Here is an 18047-nt window from a genome sequence, read left to right as displayed (position 1 = left end):
GGGGCTGTGACATGTGCGGCTACCGCCGCGCGGGCGCGACCAGCCACGACGGCGCTGCGGCAAAAAACCGACCCCTGACGCACATCCAGCGAAGCGCTTAGCCCCGAAGGTGGGAAGCCATGCACAAGAGGCCCGACAAGAGTGAACGCGTCGCGGTGTTCTGCGGCGCCCGGCCAGGTGTACAGGCCGAGTACATCGATTTCGCCCGGCAGTTCGGCCACTCGCTCGCCCGCCGCGGGCTCGACCTGGTCTACGGCGCCGGCGGGGTCGGGGTGATGGGGGCCGTCGCGGACGGCGTGCTCGGCGGCGGCGGAACCGTCACCGGGGTGATCCCCCGCAGCCTGCACGAGCGGGAGCGCGCCGACAGGGCGCGCGGAGAGATCTTCGTGGTCCGCTCCATGCACGAGCGCAAGGCGCTCATGTACCGCCTGTCCTCGGCCTTCGCGGTGCTGCCCGGGGGCATCGGCACGCTGGACGAGCTGATGGAGGTGCTGACCTGGAACCAGTTGTCCCTGATGGAGAAGCCGATCGTGGTCGTCAACCACGGCGGCTTCTTCACCCCGATGCTGCGCATGCTGGACCACCTGGTCGCGGAGGGCTTCCTCAGCGCGGACGAACGGCAGCTGATCCAGGTCGCGGAGACGGCCCAGAAGGCACTGGACCTGCTCGGTTTCCCCGTCCGGGCCCTGCCGGTCCCCGCCTGAGGTGACGGTCCGCCATGCGGTCGCGGCTACTCGGGAGACGCGGGCAGATGGCCTCGCTGGACGGCGAGCACTCCGGCCTGGAAGCGGCTGCGGGCGTCCAGTTGGGTCATCAGCCCGTTGGCGATCCGGCGGGCGGTCCGGGGCGAGACGCCGAGGCGCTTGGCGATGGCCTCGTCCGTGCACCCCTGTGCCAGCAGCCTCAACGCCTCGGACTGCTGCCGGGTGAGCGAGCCGGGACCCGGCTGCGGCTTGGTCTCCAGGGGGTCGGCGGACTGCCATATGCTCTCGAACAGAGCATGCAGAGACGCGATCATTCCCTGGGACGTCACCTCCACGGCACCCGCGGCTGTGTTGTCGGTGTCCGTGGCGAGGACCGCCGCCTTCCGGTCGTAGATGATCATCCGGTTGGGCAGCGAGGGGATGGTCCGCACCTGGCAGCCCTGCTGGGCGAGCCAGTTCGCGTACTCCATGGTGTCGGGGCAGGACCTGATGGACTCGAGGTAGACCGTGCGCATGCGGACCCCGCGCTCCAGCAGCTGCTGGTTGAGCGGGCGTGAGGCGCGCATGTTGGCGGGTGTCTGCGGGCCGCCGGGGGCGAAGGTCAGGAGTTCGTCGGCGACTCGGTTGTGCAGGGCGGAAAGGTGATCGCGAATGGCGTCCAGTCCCTCCAGGTACTGAACGCCGGAAGCGGAAGGTCCGGTTCTCTTGCGGCCGTCGAATTCGATAATGAGTTTCGCGGCGGCGGCCCGGCTGGCCTCAAGGCGTTTCTGGTGCTCGGCGATTTCGGCCTGTTGCTGGGCCAGGAGGTACTCCATGGCCACATGAGGGCTGACCGCGTGCAACTGGGTCGAATCCTCGGTCGAGACGCGGACCAGAGCCATTTCGCTGAGCCTGTCGAGTGCCGTTCGCACTTCACGTTCGTAGAGGCCCAGAAGTGCGGACAACTCCGTGACCCCGCTTTGGGGGTGCGCGAGGATGGCTTTGTAGACGGACTCCGCGACATCGTCAAGGCCAAGAACGTCAAGCATCGGTCGGCAGCTCCGGCAGATATCCAGAATCCGATTCGGTCACTACAGCCAGTGATGAGCGCTGGAGGGTGAGTTGACATTACGTTGCAGGATCGTCACACGCAAGAAGGCGTCGGTAATGGGAGGTTTAAGGGAAAAAATCCATATGCTGCCGAGATGTGTTCCCGGGGGACTCCACGGTCTTCACCTGAGGTAACGACATGTATCTGGTCCACGTGCACCTGTGCCCCCACCCCGGGGGCCGCACCCTTCCCCCCGCGACGGCATCGGCCATTGCCGGCTGCGGATCGGATATCGAGGGATTTGAGCATGTGAGCGTGCATCGGCACGCACGGCCGGCCCCGGTTGTGGGGGTCTATCTGCGCGCCGCATCTCTCGAAGTGGCGGAGTGCAGGGCCGAGTCGCTCTGGCGGCGCACCTGTGTCGCGCATCCCTGGCTGTGCGAATGGAAATTCTGCCGGGCCGAAGTGCCCTTGATGAGGACTGAACCCGACGCATGAAGTTCGGAACTTAACATTCCGCACGTCCCTTGGCGATCACTTGACTCATCCAAAAGATTTTCATGACGATAGTCTGGTGTTTCCTTGGTCCCCGCTGGACACAGTAGGCCAAGGCCGGTTTGCCCCCTCGCGAAGTGCTGTTCCCACCCGTTGAGCAGCCGTAAGACTTCTGCCTGCCGCCGCACCATCAGGTCGACAGAAAGGCATAAGTGATGTCGCGTCAGAGCATCGTCAAGCTGTCCCACCGGTTCATGCGCGGTGTGATCGTGACCGGTTCGGTCCTCGTGGCCGCCGGTGCGGGTGTCGCCCACGCCGACGCCCGCACCCAGGCCTCCGCCCATGTCTCCGCGACGACCTCCGGATTCGTCACGGGCGAGGACGACCTCGGCTGGCAGTGAGCGTCACCGCGGCGCCGTGAACCGGCGTGCGAGCAGCGGGACTTCCAAGGGGGAACTGTCGTGAAGGAGACGCTGTCGTGAACCACGACGAGCAGGATCACCGAGACAGCCGAAGTGCCCGGGCGGAACGGGCGGCCCAGGGGGAACACAAGGCGCCGGACAACGCGGACCATCTGATCAGGCTTCGGGACCAGGGACTCCTGGACCAACCGGTCGAGCTCGTCGCGATCGAGCGGCTGAGCGTCGACTTCTCGCCCCGGCTCGACGGCGAGGACGAGGACTACGCACAGGAATTGGCCGACGCGGCGGTGGAACTGCCGCCCATCCTGGTGCACCGCCCCACCATGACCGTCGTCGACGGTGCGCACCGGCTGAGAGCGGCACGGCTGCGGGGCGCCGACCGCATCGCCGCACGGTTCTTCGACGGGAACCGGACGGACGCCCAACTGCTCGCCGTCGCGACCAACATCGCGCACGGACGCCCGCTGTCGAACGAGGACCGGGCCGCGGCCGCCCGGCGCGTCTTCGCCTCGTACCCGCACTGGTCGGACCGCGCCGTCGGATCCGTCACCGGCCTGTCCGCCAAGAAGGTGGCCCAACTGCGCGGAGGCGGCGGAGGGGAGCCCGGGGCCCGCCGGATCGGGCGGGACGGCCGCTCCCGGCCGCTCGACTCGTCCCACAGCCGCGAACTGGCCGGCCGGCTCATCAGGGACGACCCGACCGCCTCCCTGCGGCAGATCGCCGCCCGGACCGGCCTCGCCCCGGCCACGGTGGCGGACGTAAGGGCCCGGATCCGGCGTGGTGAGAGCCCCGTTCCGGTGCGGAAGAACCGTGCGGAGCCGGCCCGCGAGACCGGGGGGACCGCCACGGCGCCGCACGAGCCGGGGGCGGCCGGGCACAGGTCCCGGCGGGCGGTGTCACCCGTCGAACTCCTGCGTATCGTCGACTCGCTGCGACGCGACCCGTCCCTGCGGTTCAGCGAATCGGGCCGCAGCGTGCTGCGGGTGCTCGACGCCTGTGCCCTGGTGGCCCGCGATCGCCGGGGCATCGCCGACTCGGTGCCGGCGCACTGCAAGGGTTCCCTGGCGCAGCTCGCCCATGGATACGCCGGGCTGTGGCAGATGCTCGCGGACGACCTGGAGAACGCACCGGCCGGTTCGGCCGACGACGGACAGGTGGCCTCCGTGGGCGCCTGAACGCCCGGGACACGCGGAGACGGAGAGACGGAGCGGGGGACGACGAATGGGTGGCAACAGCACGGGCCGAAGGCCCCGGGCGATCGCCGCGCACCGCCTGGAGCGGTCGCTCGCCGACTGGCGGGGCGGAGACGGCAGCACCTGCGGGAGGCTGGCCGAGTCCCTGCGCGCGCTCATCGGCGACGGCCGGCTGCCGGCCGACGCCAGGCTGCCGGCCGACGCCAGGCTGCCGGCCGAACGGGAACTTGCCGCCGCCCTCGCCGTCAGCCGCACCACGGTCGCGGCGGCCTACGGGCTGCTGCGCTCCACCGGTCACGCGAGAAGTCTCGGCGGCTCCGGCACGTACGCGACGCTCCCGCAGCCGGGGCCCGCGCGGGAGCGCGTGCCGGACGCCGCCGTCATCGACCTGATGACGGCGGCCCTGCCCGCACCGGAACCGTGGTTCTCCCGGGCGCTGGCCGAGGCCGCGCACGACATGGCGTCGTACGCGCCGACGCACGGGTGTTTTCCCGCCGGGCTGGCGGACTTCAGGAAGACCGTGGCCGACCACCACACCCGGCGGGGCGTGCCCACCGACGCCGGGCAGATCCTCGTCACGAGCGGGGCGACCGGCGCTTTCGCCCTGCTGCTGCGGGAGTTGGTCGCACCGCACGACCGGGTGCTCGTCGAGTCACCCGGCCACCCCAATCTGATACATGCCGTGGAGGCGGCCGGGGCCCGCCCCGTCGCCGTACCGCTCGGGGACGCGGGGTGGGACCTGGCGGTCTGGGCACGGGCGTTGCGCGAGACGGCCCCCCGACTGGCCTGTGTGACCGCCGACTTCCAGCAGCCGACCGGGCTGCTCATGGCCGAGGAGTCCCGCCGTGCCCTCGTCGCGCTCGCCGCGGCGACCGGCACGACGCTGCTCGTCGACGAGACGCTGGCCGAACTCTCGCTCACCCGCCCCGGGCCGGCCCCGCTGCCGTGCGCCGCCTTCGACCAGGGCGGCACCGTCGTCACCGTCGGATCCGCGGCCAAGTCCCTCTGGGCCGGACTGCGCGTCGGCTGGATCCGCGCCACGCCCTGGCTCGTCCGCGCCTTGGTCGCGCGGCGCACGGGAGCCGATCTCGCGCCGCCCGTGCTCGAACAGCTCGTGGCACACAGACTCCTCGGGGACGCGGACACGTTCGCGGACGTCCTCGTCCTCCAGCGCGAGCGGGCCCGGGTCCGGCGGGACGTCCTGGTCGCGGCCCTGCGCCGGGAACTGCCCGGGTGGACCTTCCGGGTACCCGACGGCGGGCTCGCGCTGTGGGCCCACGCGGGCGGCCGGTCCGGCCACGAACTCGCCGCCGTCGCACAGCGCCACGGCGTAGGGCTGGCCCCGGGGAACCGCTTCGGCCCGGACGCGCACCTCGACGGCTTTCTGCGGCTTCCCTACACCCAGCCTCCCGAGATCATCGAAGAGGCCGTACGCCGCATCGCACCACACGGGAAGGGTCCGCAATGACGGACAGCGACATCATCAAGCTCACGGCGACGGAGATCGCCGGCCTGATCGCCTCCGGGGAGGTCAGCGCCCTGGAGGTCACCGAGGCCCACCTCGCCCGCATCGAGGCCGTCGACGAGAAGGTCCATGCCTTCCTCCACGTCGATCACGAGGGGGCTCTCGCGCAGGCCCGTGCCGTGGACGCCCGGCTCGCGAAGGGCGAGCGGCCGGGCCCGCTGGCCGGGGTCCCGCTGGCTCTCAAGGACGCCTTCACCACCCGGGGTGTGCCCACCACCTGCGGCTCCCGCATCCTCGAAGGCTGGATTCCACCGTACGACGCGACGCTCACCCGGAGACTCAAGGACGCCGGGACAGTCATCCTGGGGAAGACCAACATGGACGAGTTCGCCATGGGCTCCTCCACCGAGAACAGCGCGTACGGACCCACGCGCAACCCCTGGGACCTGACGCGGGTCCCCGGCGGCTCGGGCGGCGGATCGGCCGCGGCGCTGGCCGCCTACGAGGCACCGCTCGCCATCGGCACCGACACGGGCGGCTCGATCCGCCAGCCGGCGGCGCTCACCGGAACCGTCGGGGTCAAGCCGACCTACGGCTCGGTCTCCCGCTACGGCCTCGTCGCCTACTCCTCCTCCCTGGACCAGGGCGGCCCCTGCGCCCGCACGGTCGCGGACACGGCCCTGCTGCACGCGGTCATCGCGGGTCACGACCCCATGGACTCGACCTCCATCGACGCGCCGGTGCCCCCAGTCGTGGAGGCGACCCGCCACGCGTCGGCCGCCGGGATGCGCGTCGGTGTGGTGCGGGAGTTCGCGGGCGAGGGTTATCAGGCCGGGGTCATGCAGCGGTTCGAGGAGTCGGTGGACCTGCTGCGGGAGCTCGGTGCCGAGGTCGTCGAGGTGTCCTGTCCGTCCTTCACCTACGCGATGCCCGCGTACTACCTGATCGCGCCCTCCGAGTGCTCCAGCAACCTGGCCCGCTTCGACGCGATCCGGTACGGGCTGCGTACGGGCGACGACGGCACCAGGTCCGCGGAGCAGGTGAGCGCGCTGAGCCGGGCGGCCGGGTTCGGACCCGAGGTGAAGCGCCGCATCATCCTCGGCACCTACGCACTCAGCTCCGGCTACTTCGACGCCTACTACGGCAGTGCCCAGCGGGTCCGTACGCTGATCATCCAGGACTTCGCCCGGGCCTTCGCGCAGGTGGACGTCCTGGTCTCGCCGACCATGCCGACCACGGCCTTCCCCCTCGGCGAACGCGTCGACGACCCCGTGGCCATGTACCGCGCGGACCTGTGCACGATCCCGGTCAACCTCGCGGGCAACGCCGCCATGTCACTGCCGTGCGGGCTGTCCCCGGAGGACGGCCTTCCCGTGGGGCTGCAGATCATCGCTCCGGCCATGGCGGACGACCGTCTGTACCGGCTCGGTGCCGCGTTGGAGACAGCCCTCGCCGAACGCCGGGGCCACCGCCCGCTGGACGGGGCGCCCGCGCTGTGAGGAGCGTCCCGTACGAATCCGTCGAGCATCCAGGAGGAACACCATGAACGTGACGAAGGCGCAGTCCGAGACCCTGACCCCGCACGAGATCTCCGGTGTCGTGGATGCCTGGGTCACCACCAACCGGGGGGCCGACGGCAGTCTGGCGTTCCATCTTCTCGTGGGACCCGCCGACCGGCCCGAGGAGTGCGACCGCATCGAGTTCGCCCTCGACGCCGAACACGCCACCGTGCTGTTCGAGGAGGACGCCGGCCGTCCGCGACCGACCGTCACTTCCCCGATCCCGGTGCCGTGCCGGGTGGGCGTCGAGTTCCACTCCACCTTGTCGGCCCGCCGGTGACCGTTCAGCTTTCTGAGAGTTCTTACCTTGCGCACAGTGCACGCTCAGGCCCTTGACGGCGGGCGTTCGTAGCTTCGCGATCATGACGGGAAACCACAAGGACACAACCCTCAGCCGGCGCCGCGCCCTCGCCGTGACCGGCGGGACGGTCGCGGCCGGCGGGCTGGCGATGGCCGGGCTGCAGTCGGCGTTCGCCGACACCGCGGACACGACGGCCGACGCGACCGACTCGGCGACCTCTGCCAGCGGTGAGTGCATGACGCTGATGACGAGCGTCACGGAGGGTCCCTACTACCTCGACGGTGCCTTGGTGCGCAAGGACATCACCGAGGGCAAGGCGGGCGTACCGCTCACCCTGCGCCTGACCGTGGTCGACGCCACCGACGGCTGCACCCCGGTCTCCGGCGCGGCCGTGGAGATCTGGCACTGCGACGCGTGGGGCTACTACTCCGGCTACACCACCGCCAACCCCGGCGGCTCGGCCCCCGCGGAGAGCGAGGAGGGCGACTCCGCCAACGACCAGACCTACCTCCGCGGTTACCAGATCGCCAACGCCAACGGGGTCGTCAAGTTCGAGACGATCTTCCCGGGCTGGTACACCCCGCGCACCTGCCACATCCACGTCAAGGTGCACACGGGAGGCGAGAAGGAGGACGGCACCTACGAGGGCGGCAAGGTCAACTACACGGGCCAGCTGTTCTTCGCCGACGACATCGCCGAGGAGATCTTCACCCTCGACCCGTACGCCAAGCACACGGGCTCGTACACCGTCCTCGCCGACGACATGGTCTACGACGGCGGAGGCGCCGCCAGCGGCCTCCTCACCCTCAAGGCTGTCCACAAGAAGGACCCGTCCAAGGGATACAAGGGTTCCCTGACGCTCGGCGTCGACCCGGACGCCGAGAACACCGGCGCCGGCAGCGGCGGAGGCGGCACGCCCCCGAGCGGCGCTCCGAGCGACGCCCCCACGGGTACGCCGCCCGGCGACAGCCCCTCCCCTTCGGCCTCTGCCTCCTCGTAAGGTACGACGATGAAGAGCCGCGAGGACGAGGCACTGGCGCGGGCCGCCGTGGACGCGCTCACCGGGCAACTGGCGCTGGCTCCCAAGCCGGGCCTGCCCGACCCGCGTGACCTCGACGCCCGCACGACCCGCGTGGACCACCGCGCCCTGCGCTGGTCGGCCAGGGCGCTGACCCCCGGCCTCGCGGCGATGGCGGCTTCCGCCCGCCGCACCGGCGAGCCCACTGCCCAACTCCGCGCCGAACTGGGCGCGATCGGCCGCTGCGCCGAACACTCCGTGGCGCTCGCGGGCGGCGGCCACCGGGGTGCCCTGTGGGCGCTGGGTCTCCTGGTCGCGGCGGCGGCCCTGGACCCCCGTGCCGGGGCCCCTGACGTCGCCGCGACCGCGAAGCGCATCGCCGCCCACCCCGACCGCCGCGCCCCGCGCCGACCCTCGCGCGGCTCGTCGATTTCTGCGAAGTACGGCGCGGCCGGCGCGCGGGGCGAGGCGAAGGCCGGATTCCCGCACGTACGGCGGGCGTTGGACACCCTGGCCACCACCCGCGCGGCCGGTGCCACGGAGACACAGGCCCGCCTCGACGCGCTCCTCACCGTGATGTCCACCCTCCAGGACACCGAACTCCTGCACACCGCGGGCCCGTTGGGCCTGCGCCAGGTCCAGGCCGGGGCGCGCGCGGTACTGGAGGCGGGCGGCACGGCCACGGAGGCCGGCTCGGCGGCCCTGGCCGCCCTCGACACCGACCTCCACGCGCGCGCGTGGAGCCCTCGCGGAAGCGCGGGCCTCCTGGCGGGCGCACTGTTCCTGGACTCGCTGCCGGTCGGCCCGCGAACACCGGCCGTCTGACGGTCACTTCACCAACACCGGCCGCCTGACCGTCACTTCACCCGAACCGGCCGCCCACCGCGCCGCCGGTCCCATCGCGTACGACGCCGCCACCGTCGCCCCGCCCAGCAGCAGCCAGCCAGGCGTCCCCCACTCCAGCAGCAGGGACGTCAGCACCAGGGGGCCCATCGTCCTGGCCACGGTCACGCCGGTCCCGAAGAACCCCTGGTACTCGCCCACCCGGTCGACGGGCGCCAGCGCGAAGGACAGCTGCCAGGAACCCGCCGACTGCCCCATCTCGGCGGCCACCTGGAGCACCGCCCCGACCACCAGCGCCCCCGCCGCCACCCACGGCGACGCGCCCGCCGACAGCGCGAACGCCGCGCAGGCCGCCAGCATCACCCAGCCCGAACGCCGCACCACGCGCGTGGCCGACGCGAGCCCAGTGACCCCTCGCGCCGTCCGCACCTGGAAGACCATCACCGCACCGGTGTTGAGCACGAACAGGGCCGAGACCAGCCAGGTCGGCGCCTCGGTCCGCTCGGCGATCCACAGCGGCAGCCCGAGGCTGAGCAGCGGCATCCGCAGCAGCAGCACGGTGTTGAGCAGCGCGACGACGGCATACGGCCGGTCCCGCAGGACGCCGAGACCGCCCGACGTCTTCACCCGGGCGACCCGAACCGACGGCAGCCGCAGCAGCAGCCCCGCACAGACCAGGAAGCTCACCGCGTCCAGCGCGAACACCCCGAGGTACGCCGACCGGGTCCCCGCCCGCAGCGCGAGCCCGCCGAGGCCCGCGCCCACCGCGAGACCGGCGTTCAGCGTCGACTGCAGATGGGCCAGCAGCCCGGTCCGCTCCCCGGCGGACACCAGCCCCGCCAGCAGCGCCTGCCGGGCCGCCGCGAGCCCCGACTGCGCGGACGCGTACCCGCACGCGGCGAGCACGAAGGGCACGAATCCCCGTACAACGAGGAAGGACGCCACCGCGAGCCCGGTCGCCAGCGCCAGCAGCACCGCCGTACCGCGCGGCCCGCGCCGGTCGGCCAGCCGCCCCAGCGGCACGCCCACCAGCGAACCGACGGCCCACGCGAGGGTGAGCCCGAGGCCCACGCGCGCGGGGGCGAGCCCCACGACGTGGGTGAAGTACAGCGCCGAGGTCACGTAGTAGGCGCCGTCACCGACGGAGTTGGTCAACTGAGCCAGTGCGAGGGTGCGTTGCGGACCCGCAGGCGGGACGAGTGAGTTCGTCATGACTACGACGTTAGAAGCTCATTGGGTCTCCGGTGAGACCCAATGGTCACTCCTTTTGTTGGCCCAATTCAGGACCCCTCCAGCACCCGCCCCAAGGCTTCCAAAGCCTCCGGATACACCCGCTCCCGAGGTGTCCCGTACCCCACCACCAGCCCCTGCGGCCGGTCCGCGCCCGCCTCCGCCGTGTGCCAGTGCTCGCCGAGCCGCCCCACCGCGAGCCCCTCCTTCTCGGCCCGCGCCAGCACGGCCTCCTCGTCGGCCACCTCCACCAGCGCGTGCAGCCCGGCCGCGATCCCGCGCACGCTGCTGCGCGCCCCCAGCCGGCCGAGGAGCTGGTCGCGGCGGCGCCGGTAGCGCAGTCGGCACGCGCGCACGTGCCGGTCGTAGGCATGGCTCTCGATCATCTCGGCGAGCGCCAGCTGGCCGATGGTCTCGGTGTGGTGGTCGCTGTGCAGCTTGGCGTCGGCGACCGGGTCGACCAGGTGGGGCGGCAGCACCATCCAGCCGAGCCGTAGCGCGGGCCCGAGCGTCTTGGAGGCGGTGCCCAGGTACGCGACCTGTCCCGGTGCCATCCCCTGGAGCGCGCCCACGGGCTGGCGGTCGTAGCGGAACTCCCCGTCGTAGTCGTCCTCGACGATCAGTCCTCCACGCGCGCGTGCCCAGTCGGTCAGTGCCCGTCTGCGCTCCGGGTGCAGGGTCACGCCGGTCGGGTACTGGTGGGCCGGCGTGACCACCACGGCCGCTGCGTTCCCCAACTCCTCGGCGCGGACGCCCCGTTCGTCGACCCCTACGGGGACCACGGTGCCGCCGTTGTGCCGGACCACCTCCCTGTGGAACGGCAGCCCGGGGTCCTCCATGGCCACCCGGGAACCGTCGAGCACGCGCGTGAGGAGCGCGAGTCCCTGGACGTACCCGGAGGTGATGACGATCCGCTCCGGGGGCGCGATCACCCCGCGCGCCCGCCCCAGGTAGCCCGAGAGCGCTGTGCGCAGTTCGACACGGCCGCGCGGATCGCCGTAGTCGTACGCCAGGGAGGGGGCCGTCGCGATGGCGCGGCGCAGGGAGCGCAGCCAGGCCGCCGCCGGGAACGCGCCGACGTCCGGGCTGCCGGGCCGCAGGTCGAAACGGGGTACACGCGCGCGTGCCGCCGCCCCCGGTGCCTCCGCGTCGACGGAGGGCAGCCGCGCGACCTGGGTGCCCGAGCCCTGGCGCGCGGTCAGATACCCCTCGGCGACGAGCTGGTCGTAGGCCGCCTTCGCGGTGCCCCGGGAGACGCCGAGTTCGGTCGCGAGGCGTCTGGTGGCCGGGAGGCGTGTTCCGGGGGCCAGGCGGCCGTCGCGTACGGCGTCCCGGAGCGCGCGTTCGAGACCGGCACGCCGGCCGCCCTCCGGGTCGGGTTCCAGATGCAGGTCGACGCCGACACCGGACCAGAAGTCGTTCACGGAAAAGCCCTCCCCCTAGGCACATGACTGCCATGCGACCGGCACACGAATGGCCGGGCACCGCACGTGTGCCCGGCCATCAGTCTTGTATCAGTTATCGGCTGTCAGCTCTTGAGGGACGCCATCCAGCGCTCGACCTCGGCCGAGGTCCGGGGCAGGCCGTCGGACAGGTTCCGGTTGCCGTTCCCGGTGACCAGGATGTCGTCCTCGATGCGGACACCGATGCCGCGGTACTCCTCGGGGACGGTCAGGTCGTCCGCCTGGAAGTACAGACCGGGCTCCACCGTCAGGACCATGCCGGGCTCCAACGTGCCCTCCACGTACGTCTCGGTGCGCGCGGCCGCGCAGTCGTGGACGTCCATGCCGAGCATGTGGCCCGTGCCGTGCAGCGTCCAGCGGCGCTGGAGACCAAGCTCCAGGACACGCTCGACCGGGCCCTCGACGAGGCCCCACTCGACGATCTTCTCGGCCAGCACGCGCTGCGCCGCGTCGTGGAAGTCGCGGTACTTGCCGCCCGGCTGCACCGCCGCGATACCGGCCTCCTGGGCCTCGTACACGGCGTCGTAGACCTGCTTCTGGATCTCGCTGAAGCGGCCGTTGACCGGCAGCGTGCGGGTGACGTCGGCGGTGTACAGGGTGTGCGTCTCGACGCCCGCGTCCAGGAGGAGCAGGTCGCCGGAGCGGACCGGGCCGTCGTTGCGCACCCAGTGCAGGGTGGTGGCGTGCGGGCCCGCGGCGCAGATCGAGCCGTAGCCGACGTCGTTGCCCTCGACGCGCGCGCGGAGGAAGAACGTGCCCTCGATGTAGCGCTCGCTGGTCGCCTCGGCCCTGTCGAGGACCTTCACCACGTCCTCGAAGCCGCGGACCGTCGAGTCGACGGCCTTCTGCAGCTCGGCGATCTCGAACTCGTCCTTGACCAGCCGGGCTTCGGAGAGGAAGACCCGCAGCTCCTCGTCGCGCTCGGCGGTGACCTTGTCGGTCAGCGCGGCCTCGATGCCGGCGTCGTGGCCGCGTACGACGCGGACCGGGCCGGTGGCCTCGCGCAGGGCGGCGGCCAGTTCGCGGACGTCGGAGGCGGGGATGCCGTAGAGCGCCTCGGACTCGGTCAGCGAGTGGCGGCGGCCGACCCACAGCTCGCCCTGGCCGGAGAGCCAGAACTCGCCGTTCTCGCGGTCGGAGCGCGGCAGGAGGTAGATCGTCGCCTTGTGGCCCTCGGCTGTGGGCTCCAGGACGAGGACGCCGTCCTCGGTGAGGTTGCCCGTCAGGTACGCGTACTCGACCGACGCCCGGAAGGGGTACTCGGTGTCGTTCGAGCGGGTCTTCAGGTTGCCCGCGGGGATCACCAGGCGCTCGCCCGGGAAGCGCGCGGAGAGCGCGGCGCGGCGGCGGGCGGTGTGCCCGGCCTGTTCGACGGGCCGCAGGTCGTGCAGCTCGGTGTCGGCCCAGCCGGACTTCATGCTCTCGGCCAACTCGTCGGACACGCCCGGGTACAGGCCGTTCTTGCGCTTCTTGATGGGCTCCTCAGGCTCGGTTTCCGGGCCCGCTGCGGTAGCAGCAGGATCCGATACAGCCGGGGTGAGCTCGTCGGCCACGGTCATCCTCCTAGATACGGCACTGGACCCCCTCCATCGTACGGTCGTACGGAAGGGGGCCCAGGGCCGTATGGCCTGTTACACATGGCTTCCGGGCGACTACTCGAAACGGGCCGCCAGGAGGACGACGTCCTCGTCGCTGTCGGCCGTGTCGAGGCCGTCCGGCAGCACGGTCCGCAGCACGTGGTCGGCGATCGCGGCCGGGTCGGCGCGCAGTGCCTTGGGGACGCTCGCCGCCGCCGAGTGCAGACGGGCGAAGGCGCGGTCCATGGGGTCGCCGGTACGGTGCAGCAGCCCGTCCGTGTAGAGCAGCACCGTCTCGCCGGGCTCCGCCTCCAGCTCCACGCTCGGCGCCTCCCAGCAGGCCAGCATGCCCAGCGGCGCGGACACGGAGGTCTCCACGAACTCGGTGCGCCGCTCGCCGACCAGCAGTGGCGGGCTGTGTCCTGCGCCGGCCAGGGTGATCTTGCGCAGCGCGGGCTCGCAGTAGGCGAACAGGGCGGTGGCCGAGCGGGCGGGTTCGGTGAGCCTGAGGAGCAGTTCGAGGTCGGACAGGACCGCGACCGGGTCCTCGCCCTCCATCACCGCGTACGCCCGCAGGGACGCCCGGAGCCGGCCCATCGCGGCGATCGCGCTCGGCCCGGAACCGGTCACCGAGCCGACGGCGAGACCGAGCGCGGCGTCCGGCAGCGGCAGCGCGTCGTACCAGTCGCCGCCGCCGCGCGGACCCGTGCGGTGCAGCGCGGCGAGCTGCACACCGGCCACGCGGGGGAGCCGGGACGGCAGCAGCTCCTCGGCGATGGTCGCCACGCACGCGCGCGTGCGCTCGACTTCGAGCAGCCGCGCCAGGTGCTCGGCGGCGAACCGGGCGTACAGGCCGGCGAGATGGCGCTGCCGCTCGACCGGCTCGGCGGGCTCTTCGTAGAGCCACACGGCGGCACCCAGCCGCCCGGCCGCGTCGGTCGCCAGGGGCAGCGCGTAACTCGCCGCGTAGCCCAGGCGCACGGCCACTTCGCGGTGGCGCGGGTCGAGGCAGTCCTCGGCGAACAGGTCGGGGTGGACGACCTCGCCGCCCTCGCCGCCCGGGGCCCCGTCCAGAATCTGGCCGTAGGACATCGCCCCGCGCGGGACGGTCTCGATGTGGCCGAGGTCGGAGCGGTCCAGGCCCAGGCCGATGGTGGTGTGCGGGCCGAGGCCGTCGCCGGGCTCCAGGACGACGAGTCCGCGCGGGGCGCCCACCAGGGCGGCTCCGGCGCGCAGCAGTTCCTGGAGTGCGTCCGCGAGTGCGTCCGTGCGGTTCAGACGTTCCGTGAGTTCGTGGAGGGTCGTGAGGTCGGAGACCCAGCCGGCGAGACGGTCCTGGAGCAGGGCACTTGGCGCGTTCGGAGCGGTTTCCGGCGGATTCTGGACGTTCGAGGAAGGGGCCGGAGGGGTACCGGTGGCGGCAGGCGCGGGCGCGACAGTGTGTGCGGGCGAGGGAACCGTTGAATCGATTCCAGCCACTTTCGGAGGGTGAGGGGCGTTCATGGCGTCCGGCTTTCCGACCGGTGCGTATTGCTCAAAAGCATCGCAAACCCCCATGTCATTCTGCGCCGCTGGCAGTGTCTCCACATGTACACGCACTCGTGAGGGGATGTCCAGCATTGTCCTGCTGGGATTCCTGGTGTCCATGGGTTTCGCGGGGGCATTTCGCTCTCCCCTTGCGGATTGGCAAAGTTGGCTTAAAACTGCATCAGGGGACGGTCCATTGCGGTCGACTGGGCTTGCTCGACGGAGCGTCACAGCGGTCGTGATGGGTACGTACTCGGAGAAGGCCAGGGGTGGCGAGGGCCGCCCGGAACCTGGTGAGGGACCCGGGCGTCTTAACCACCGACGATCGTGCCCCATCCTCCCGTGGCGGAGGCGGAGAGAAATACGCGGGACGGCAAAACGCCAGACTTCGCCACCCCCGCGCCACGCCCATGCTTTTCATGCACGCACGGGTTCCCCTTGCTTCGCGCAGGGGTGTGATGCGCCAACAGGTACGCACAGTGAAGTGATCGACACATGGTGTGATGTGGTCCTCGGTGTTGCCAGCGGTGCAACGGAAAGGAACGAGCGCTCATGCGCGAGATCCTCGGAAAGCGACGCAGGCTCCTGTCCAGGCGAGACAACAGGAGGTCTGAGATGCTCGGCGCGGCCCTGACCTTCGCGACGGAATGGAAATGGCCCGTACTCCCGGGCGTGGCACCGGACCCCCAGGGCCGGGCCCGCTGCGGCTGTCCGGACCCCGAGTGCACGGTTCCCGGCGCCCACCCCTTCGATCCCGGCCTCCTCGCGGCCACCACCGACGCCCGCATGGTGCGCTGGTGGTGGGGCAACCGCCCCGCCGCGCCCATCGTCCTCGCCACCGGCGACAAGGCCCCCTGCGCGGTCAGCCTGCCCGCCCCCGCGGCCGCCCGGGCACTGGCCGCGCTCGACCTCCAGGGCATGCGCCTCGGTCCGGTCGTCGCCGCGCCCACCCGCTGGTCGCTGCTCGTCAAGCCGTACTCCATGGAGCAGTTGGGCGAACTGCTCTACGCCAAGGACCACGTCCCCGGCTCGCTCCGCTTCCACGGCGAGGGCGGCTATCTCGCCCTGCCCCCCTCCGAGACCGGCCAGGGCCAGATCCGCTGGGAGCGCGCACCACTGCCCGGCTCGTCCTCGCCCTGGGTCCCCGATGTCGAGGCCGTGGTGGACGCCGTGGTCGAGGCCCTCACTCGTACGGGTGTGAGCGCCCCCGAGTTGTAGGGGTGTCGGGCGCGCGCGGACCGCGGCGCCCGTGGTTGGTCGTTATCTTCCGCTACATGAACCTTCGTCTGCTCGCCCTCGCGGGCGTCGCGGTGTGCGCGGTCGCGCTGCCGCTGGCCGTGGCGTCCGCGGGACCCGTACGCGACGAGGGTCACGCGGTCGTACGTTCCCTGGTCGACTCCTCCGTCTCCTCCGGCGGGGACGCGAAGGAGCCGTCCGCCCTGCCCTCGCCGGCGCCCGCGCCCACCCGCTCCCCGCTGACGCTCGGCCTGGGGCTGGCCACCGCCGCCCGCTGCGGACCCGAACTCTCCACGCCCGACGGCATCGAGGCGCAGACCTGTGTCATGACGCAGGGCGAGGACACCTGGGCGCGCACCTACTACCGCAACGCGACCGGCGACGACCTGGACGCGGTGCTGAGCCTCATGGGTCCGGCGGACCGCACCGTGCAGATGCACTGCGCCGTCAGCGCCGAGGACGAGCCCTCGCTGTGCGAGACGCCCAGGGAGCACACACGGGGCGATCTGGGGGCCTACACGGCCGTCGCGGAGTTCGCCGCCGGACACGGTGGGCGCGGGCCGCTGTTGCTGCGCTCGGGGAGCAACTCCTCGGCGCCTACGGCGAGTTGACGGACGGCATCGTTCCGTACACGCGGGCCGGGCATGAAAAGACCCGGTTGCTGGCGACGGGGGATGCACCAGCAACCGGGCTACTCGAACGGTAACAAGAGATCGGCGGTTCGCAAATTCGATCTCGGCTATTCGGACACCGACTTCCCTTTCACAACGGGGAGTTGCGACAGGAGTCACCGGAGTGAACAGGCCTGTTGCGGCTGACCGGTCGGTCAGCCGAACCCCTGCGTCCTTCTGTGTGTCAGCTGAGCGTGACCTGCCGGTTGGTGAGGCCGCCGCGCGCGCGACGCTCGTCCGCGGTGAGCGGGGCGTCCGCGGCCAGCGCGGCGGTGAGGCGCTCGGCGAACTCGGCGGCCGGCTTCTCCACGTCGTCCGCGCCGAACCCGCTCGGCAGGTCCCAGACGGGCACGGTGAGACCGTGAGCACGGAAGGACCCCACGAGGCGCGTGCCCTCGCCGAGACCGGAGCGGCCGGCGGCGTGCAGCCGGGCGAGAGCGTCCAGAAGCTGCTCCTCCGGGTACGGCATGACCCAGCGCAGGTGGTTCTTGTCCGGCGTCTCGCACCAGTACGCGGCGTCCACGCCCTGGAGTTTCACGGTCGGGATGGCGGCGGCGTTGGCGCGCTCCAGGGAGGCGGTCACCTCGGGCGACGCGTTCTCCGCCTCCGGAACCCAGAATTCGAAGCCCGTGTGCACAACTGGCTCGAACGCGCCTTCCGGGTCGAGCAGTTCCTGCAGTCGGGGACCGTCGGCCGGGGCGCGGCGGGACTGCACCGGAGTGCCCGGCTCCGCGACCAGGGCGCGCTGGAGGGTGTCGGCGAGGTCGCGGCTGATGTCGCCGGACGCCGTGTCGTTCTGCAGACCGAGCAGCACCGAGCCGTCGTCGCGGCGCAGGGCCGGCCAGGCCATCGGCAGCACCGTGGCGAGCGTGACCGACGGAACCCCTTCGGGGAGGCCGCCCTTCAGGGGCAGCGCGACCGTGGCCGCGGGCACCAGCTCGCGCAGTGCCACCCAGTCGCCCTCGCCGGGCAGCCCCTCGAAGGGCCGCTGCACCAGCTCGGTCACCGCGTGCGCGGCGGCCCGGCCGTGGCACGCCTTGTAGCGGCGGCCGCTGCCGCAGGGGCAGGGCTCGCGGGCACCGACGACCGGGACCTCCGCGTCGCTGAGCTGCGGCCGCTTGGCCGTGGTCTGGGGTCGCTTCTTGGCCATCGTGGGTGTCTCCCGGTTACGGCTCGTCTCGTACGGGCGGGAGCCTAGCCGTTCACGCCATGACCGACGGGAGCCTGTGGACAACCCGGCGACGCGGGTCGGCGACCCGCCTGTGGAAAACCCGTCGCCTGTGGACGGACGCGTCGGTTCTGCGCGGACGGGT

Annotated in this window: 16 protein-coding genes; 10 read left to right on the top strand and 6 right to left on the bottom strand. The window is 71.8% G+C overall.

Annotated features, from left to right (window positions below):
• The first annotated feature begins 119 nt into the window (after window positions 1–119).
• Entirely contained in the window at window positions 120–704 is a 585-nt protein-coding gene (locus tag AB0I51_RS17530; RefSeq protein WP_362975917.1) for a TIGR00730 family Rossman fold protein, read from the top strand.
• Between the two features lie 26 nt (window positions 705–730).
• On the opposite strand, the gene AB0I51_RS17525 is transcribed toward AB0I51_RS17530, so the two are convergent.
• Window positions 731–1585, bottom strand: a complete 855-nt coding sequence (locus tag AB0I51_RS17525) for a helix-turn-helix transcriptional regulator (RefSeq protein ID WP_362975915.1) — start codon at window positions 1583–1585, stop codon at window positions 731–733.
• Between the two features lie 859 nt (window positions 1586–2444).
• Here AB0I51_RS17525 and AB0I51_RS17520 point away from each other — a divergent pair.
• The 7 genes from AB0I51_RS17520 to AB0I51_RS17490 all read left to right on the top strand — a co-directional run bounded on the left by AB0I51_RS17520 (window position 2445) and on the right by AB0I51_RS17490 (window position 9012).
• Window positions 2445–2630, top strand: a complete 186-nt coding sequence (locus AB0I51_RS17520; protein WP_362975913.1) for a hypothetical protein — start codon at window positions 2445–2447, stop codon at window positions 2628–2630.
• Window positions 2631–2707: 77 nt separating this feature from the next.
• Window positions 2708–3826: a ParB N-terminal domain-containing protein gene (locus tag AB0I51_RS17515; protein ID WP_362975911.1), complete on the top strand. Its 1119-nt coding sequence runs from the start codon at window positions 2708–2710 to the stop codon at window positions 3824–3826.
• A gap of 46 nt (window positions 3827–3872) precedes the next feature.
• A complete protein-coding gene (locus tag AB0I51_RS17510) occupies window positions 3873–5312 on the top strand; it encodes a PLP-dependent aminotransferase family protein (RefSeq protein ID WP_362975909.1) in 1440 nt (479 codons plus the stop codon).
• Window positions 5309–6808, top strand: coding sequence for an Asp-tRNA(Asn)/Glu-tRNA(Gln) amidotransferase subunit GatA (gene gatA / locus AB0I51_RS17505; RefSeq protein ID WP_362975907.1), 1500 nt, complete (start codon window positions 5309–5311; stop codon window positions 6806–6808). Before AB0I51_RS17510 ends, gatA begins: the two co-directional genes overlap by 4 nt.
• A gap of 43 nt (window positions 6809–6851) precedes the next feature.
• A complete protein-coding gene (locus AB0I51_RS17500; protein ID WP_362975905.1) occupies window positions 6852–7148 on the top strand; it encodes a hypothetical protein in 297 nt (98 codons plus the stop codon).
• An 82-nt stretch (window positions 7149–7230) separates the two neighbouring features.
• Complete coding sequence (locus AB0I51_RS17495; protein ID WP_362975903.1) at window positions 7231–8169, top strand: intradiol ring-cleavage dioxygenase; 939 nt, start codon at window positions 7231–7233, stop codon at window positions 8167–8169.
• A 9-nt stretch (window positions 8170–8178) separates the two neighbouring features.
• Window positions 8179–9012, top strand: coding sequence for a triphosphoribosyl-dephospho-CoA synthase (locus AB0I51_RS17490; RefSeq protein ID WP_362975901.1), 834 nt, complete (start codon window positions 8179–8181; stop codon window positions 9010–9012).
• Window positions 9013–9015: 3 nt separating this feature from the next.
• Here the strand turns inward: AB0I51_RS17490 and AB0I51_RS17485 are convergent, their stop codons facing one another.
• The 4 genes from AB0I51_RS17485 to AB0I51_RS17470 all read right to left on the bottom strand — a co-directional run bounded on the left by AB0I51_RS17485 (window position 9016) and on the right by AB0I51_RS17470 (window position 14920).
• A complete protein-coding gene (locus AB0I51_RS17485) occupies window positions 9016–10242 on the bottom strand; it encodes an MFS transporter (RefSeq protein WP_362975899.1) in 1227 nt (408 codons plus the stop codon).
• Between the two features lie 68 nt (window positions 10243–10310).
• Window positions 10311–11684: a PLP-dependent aminotransferase family protein gene (locus tag AB0I51_RS17480; RefSeq protein WP_362975897.1), complete on the bottom strand. Its 1374-nt coding sequence runs from the start codon at window positions 11682–11684 to the stop codon at window positions 10311–10313.
• Between the two features lie 104 nt (window positions 11685–11788).
• Window positions 11789–13282, bottom strand: coding sequence for an aminopeptidase P family protein (locus tag AB0I51_RS17475; RefSeq protein WP_362975895.1), 1494 nt, complete (start codon window positions 13280–13282; stop codon window positions 11789–11791).
• Between the two features lie 93 nt (window positions 13283–13375).
• Window positions 13376–14920, bottom strand: coding sequence for a SpoIIE family protein phosphatase (locus AB0I51_RS17470; protein ID WP_362975893.1), 1545 nt, complete (start codon window positions 14918–14920; stop codon window positions 13376–13378).
• A 459-nt stretch (window positions 14921–15379) separates the two neighbouring features.
• Between AB0I51_RS17470 and AB0I51_RS17465 the strand changes: the two genes are divergently transcribed.
• Entirely contained in the window at window positions 15380–16045 is a 666-nt protein-coding gene (locus AB0I51_RS17465; RefSeq protein ID WP_362975891.1) for a bifunctional DNA primase/polymerase, read from the top strand.
• Between the two features lie 56 nt (window positions 16046–16101).
• Window positions 16102–16674: a hypothetical protein gene (locus tag AB0I51_RS17460; RefSeq protein WP_362975889.1), complete on the top strand. Its 573-nt coding sequence runs from the start codon at window positions 16102–16104 to the stop codon at window positions 16672–16674.
• 244 nt (window positions 16675–16918) lie between these two features.
• On the opposite strand, the gene AB0I51_RS17455 is transcribed toward AB0I51_RS17460, so the two are convergent.
• Window positions 16919–17884, bottom strand: a complete 966-nt coding sequence (locus AB0I51_RS17455; RefSeq protein ID WP_362975887.1) for a DUF5926 family protein — start codon at window positions 17882–17884, stop codon at window positions 16919–16921.
• Window positions 17885–18047: the final 163 nt, after the last annotated feature.

This window comes from Streptomyces sp. NPDC050549 (genome assembly GCF_040655035.1).
Taxonomy (GTDB): domain Bacteria; phylum Actinomycetota; class Actinomycetes; order Streptomycetales; family Streptomycetaceae; genus Streptomyces.
Note: the sequence above shows the minus strand (reverse complement) of the source record. Positions and strands in the feature narration are given on the sequence as shown.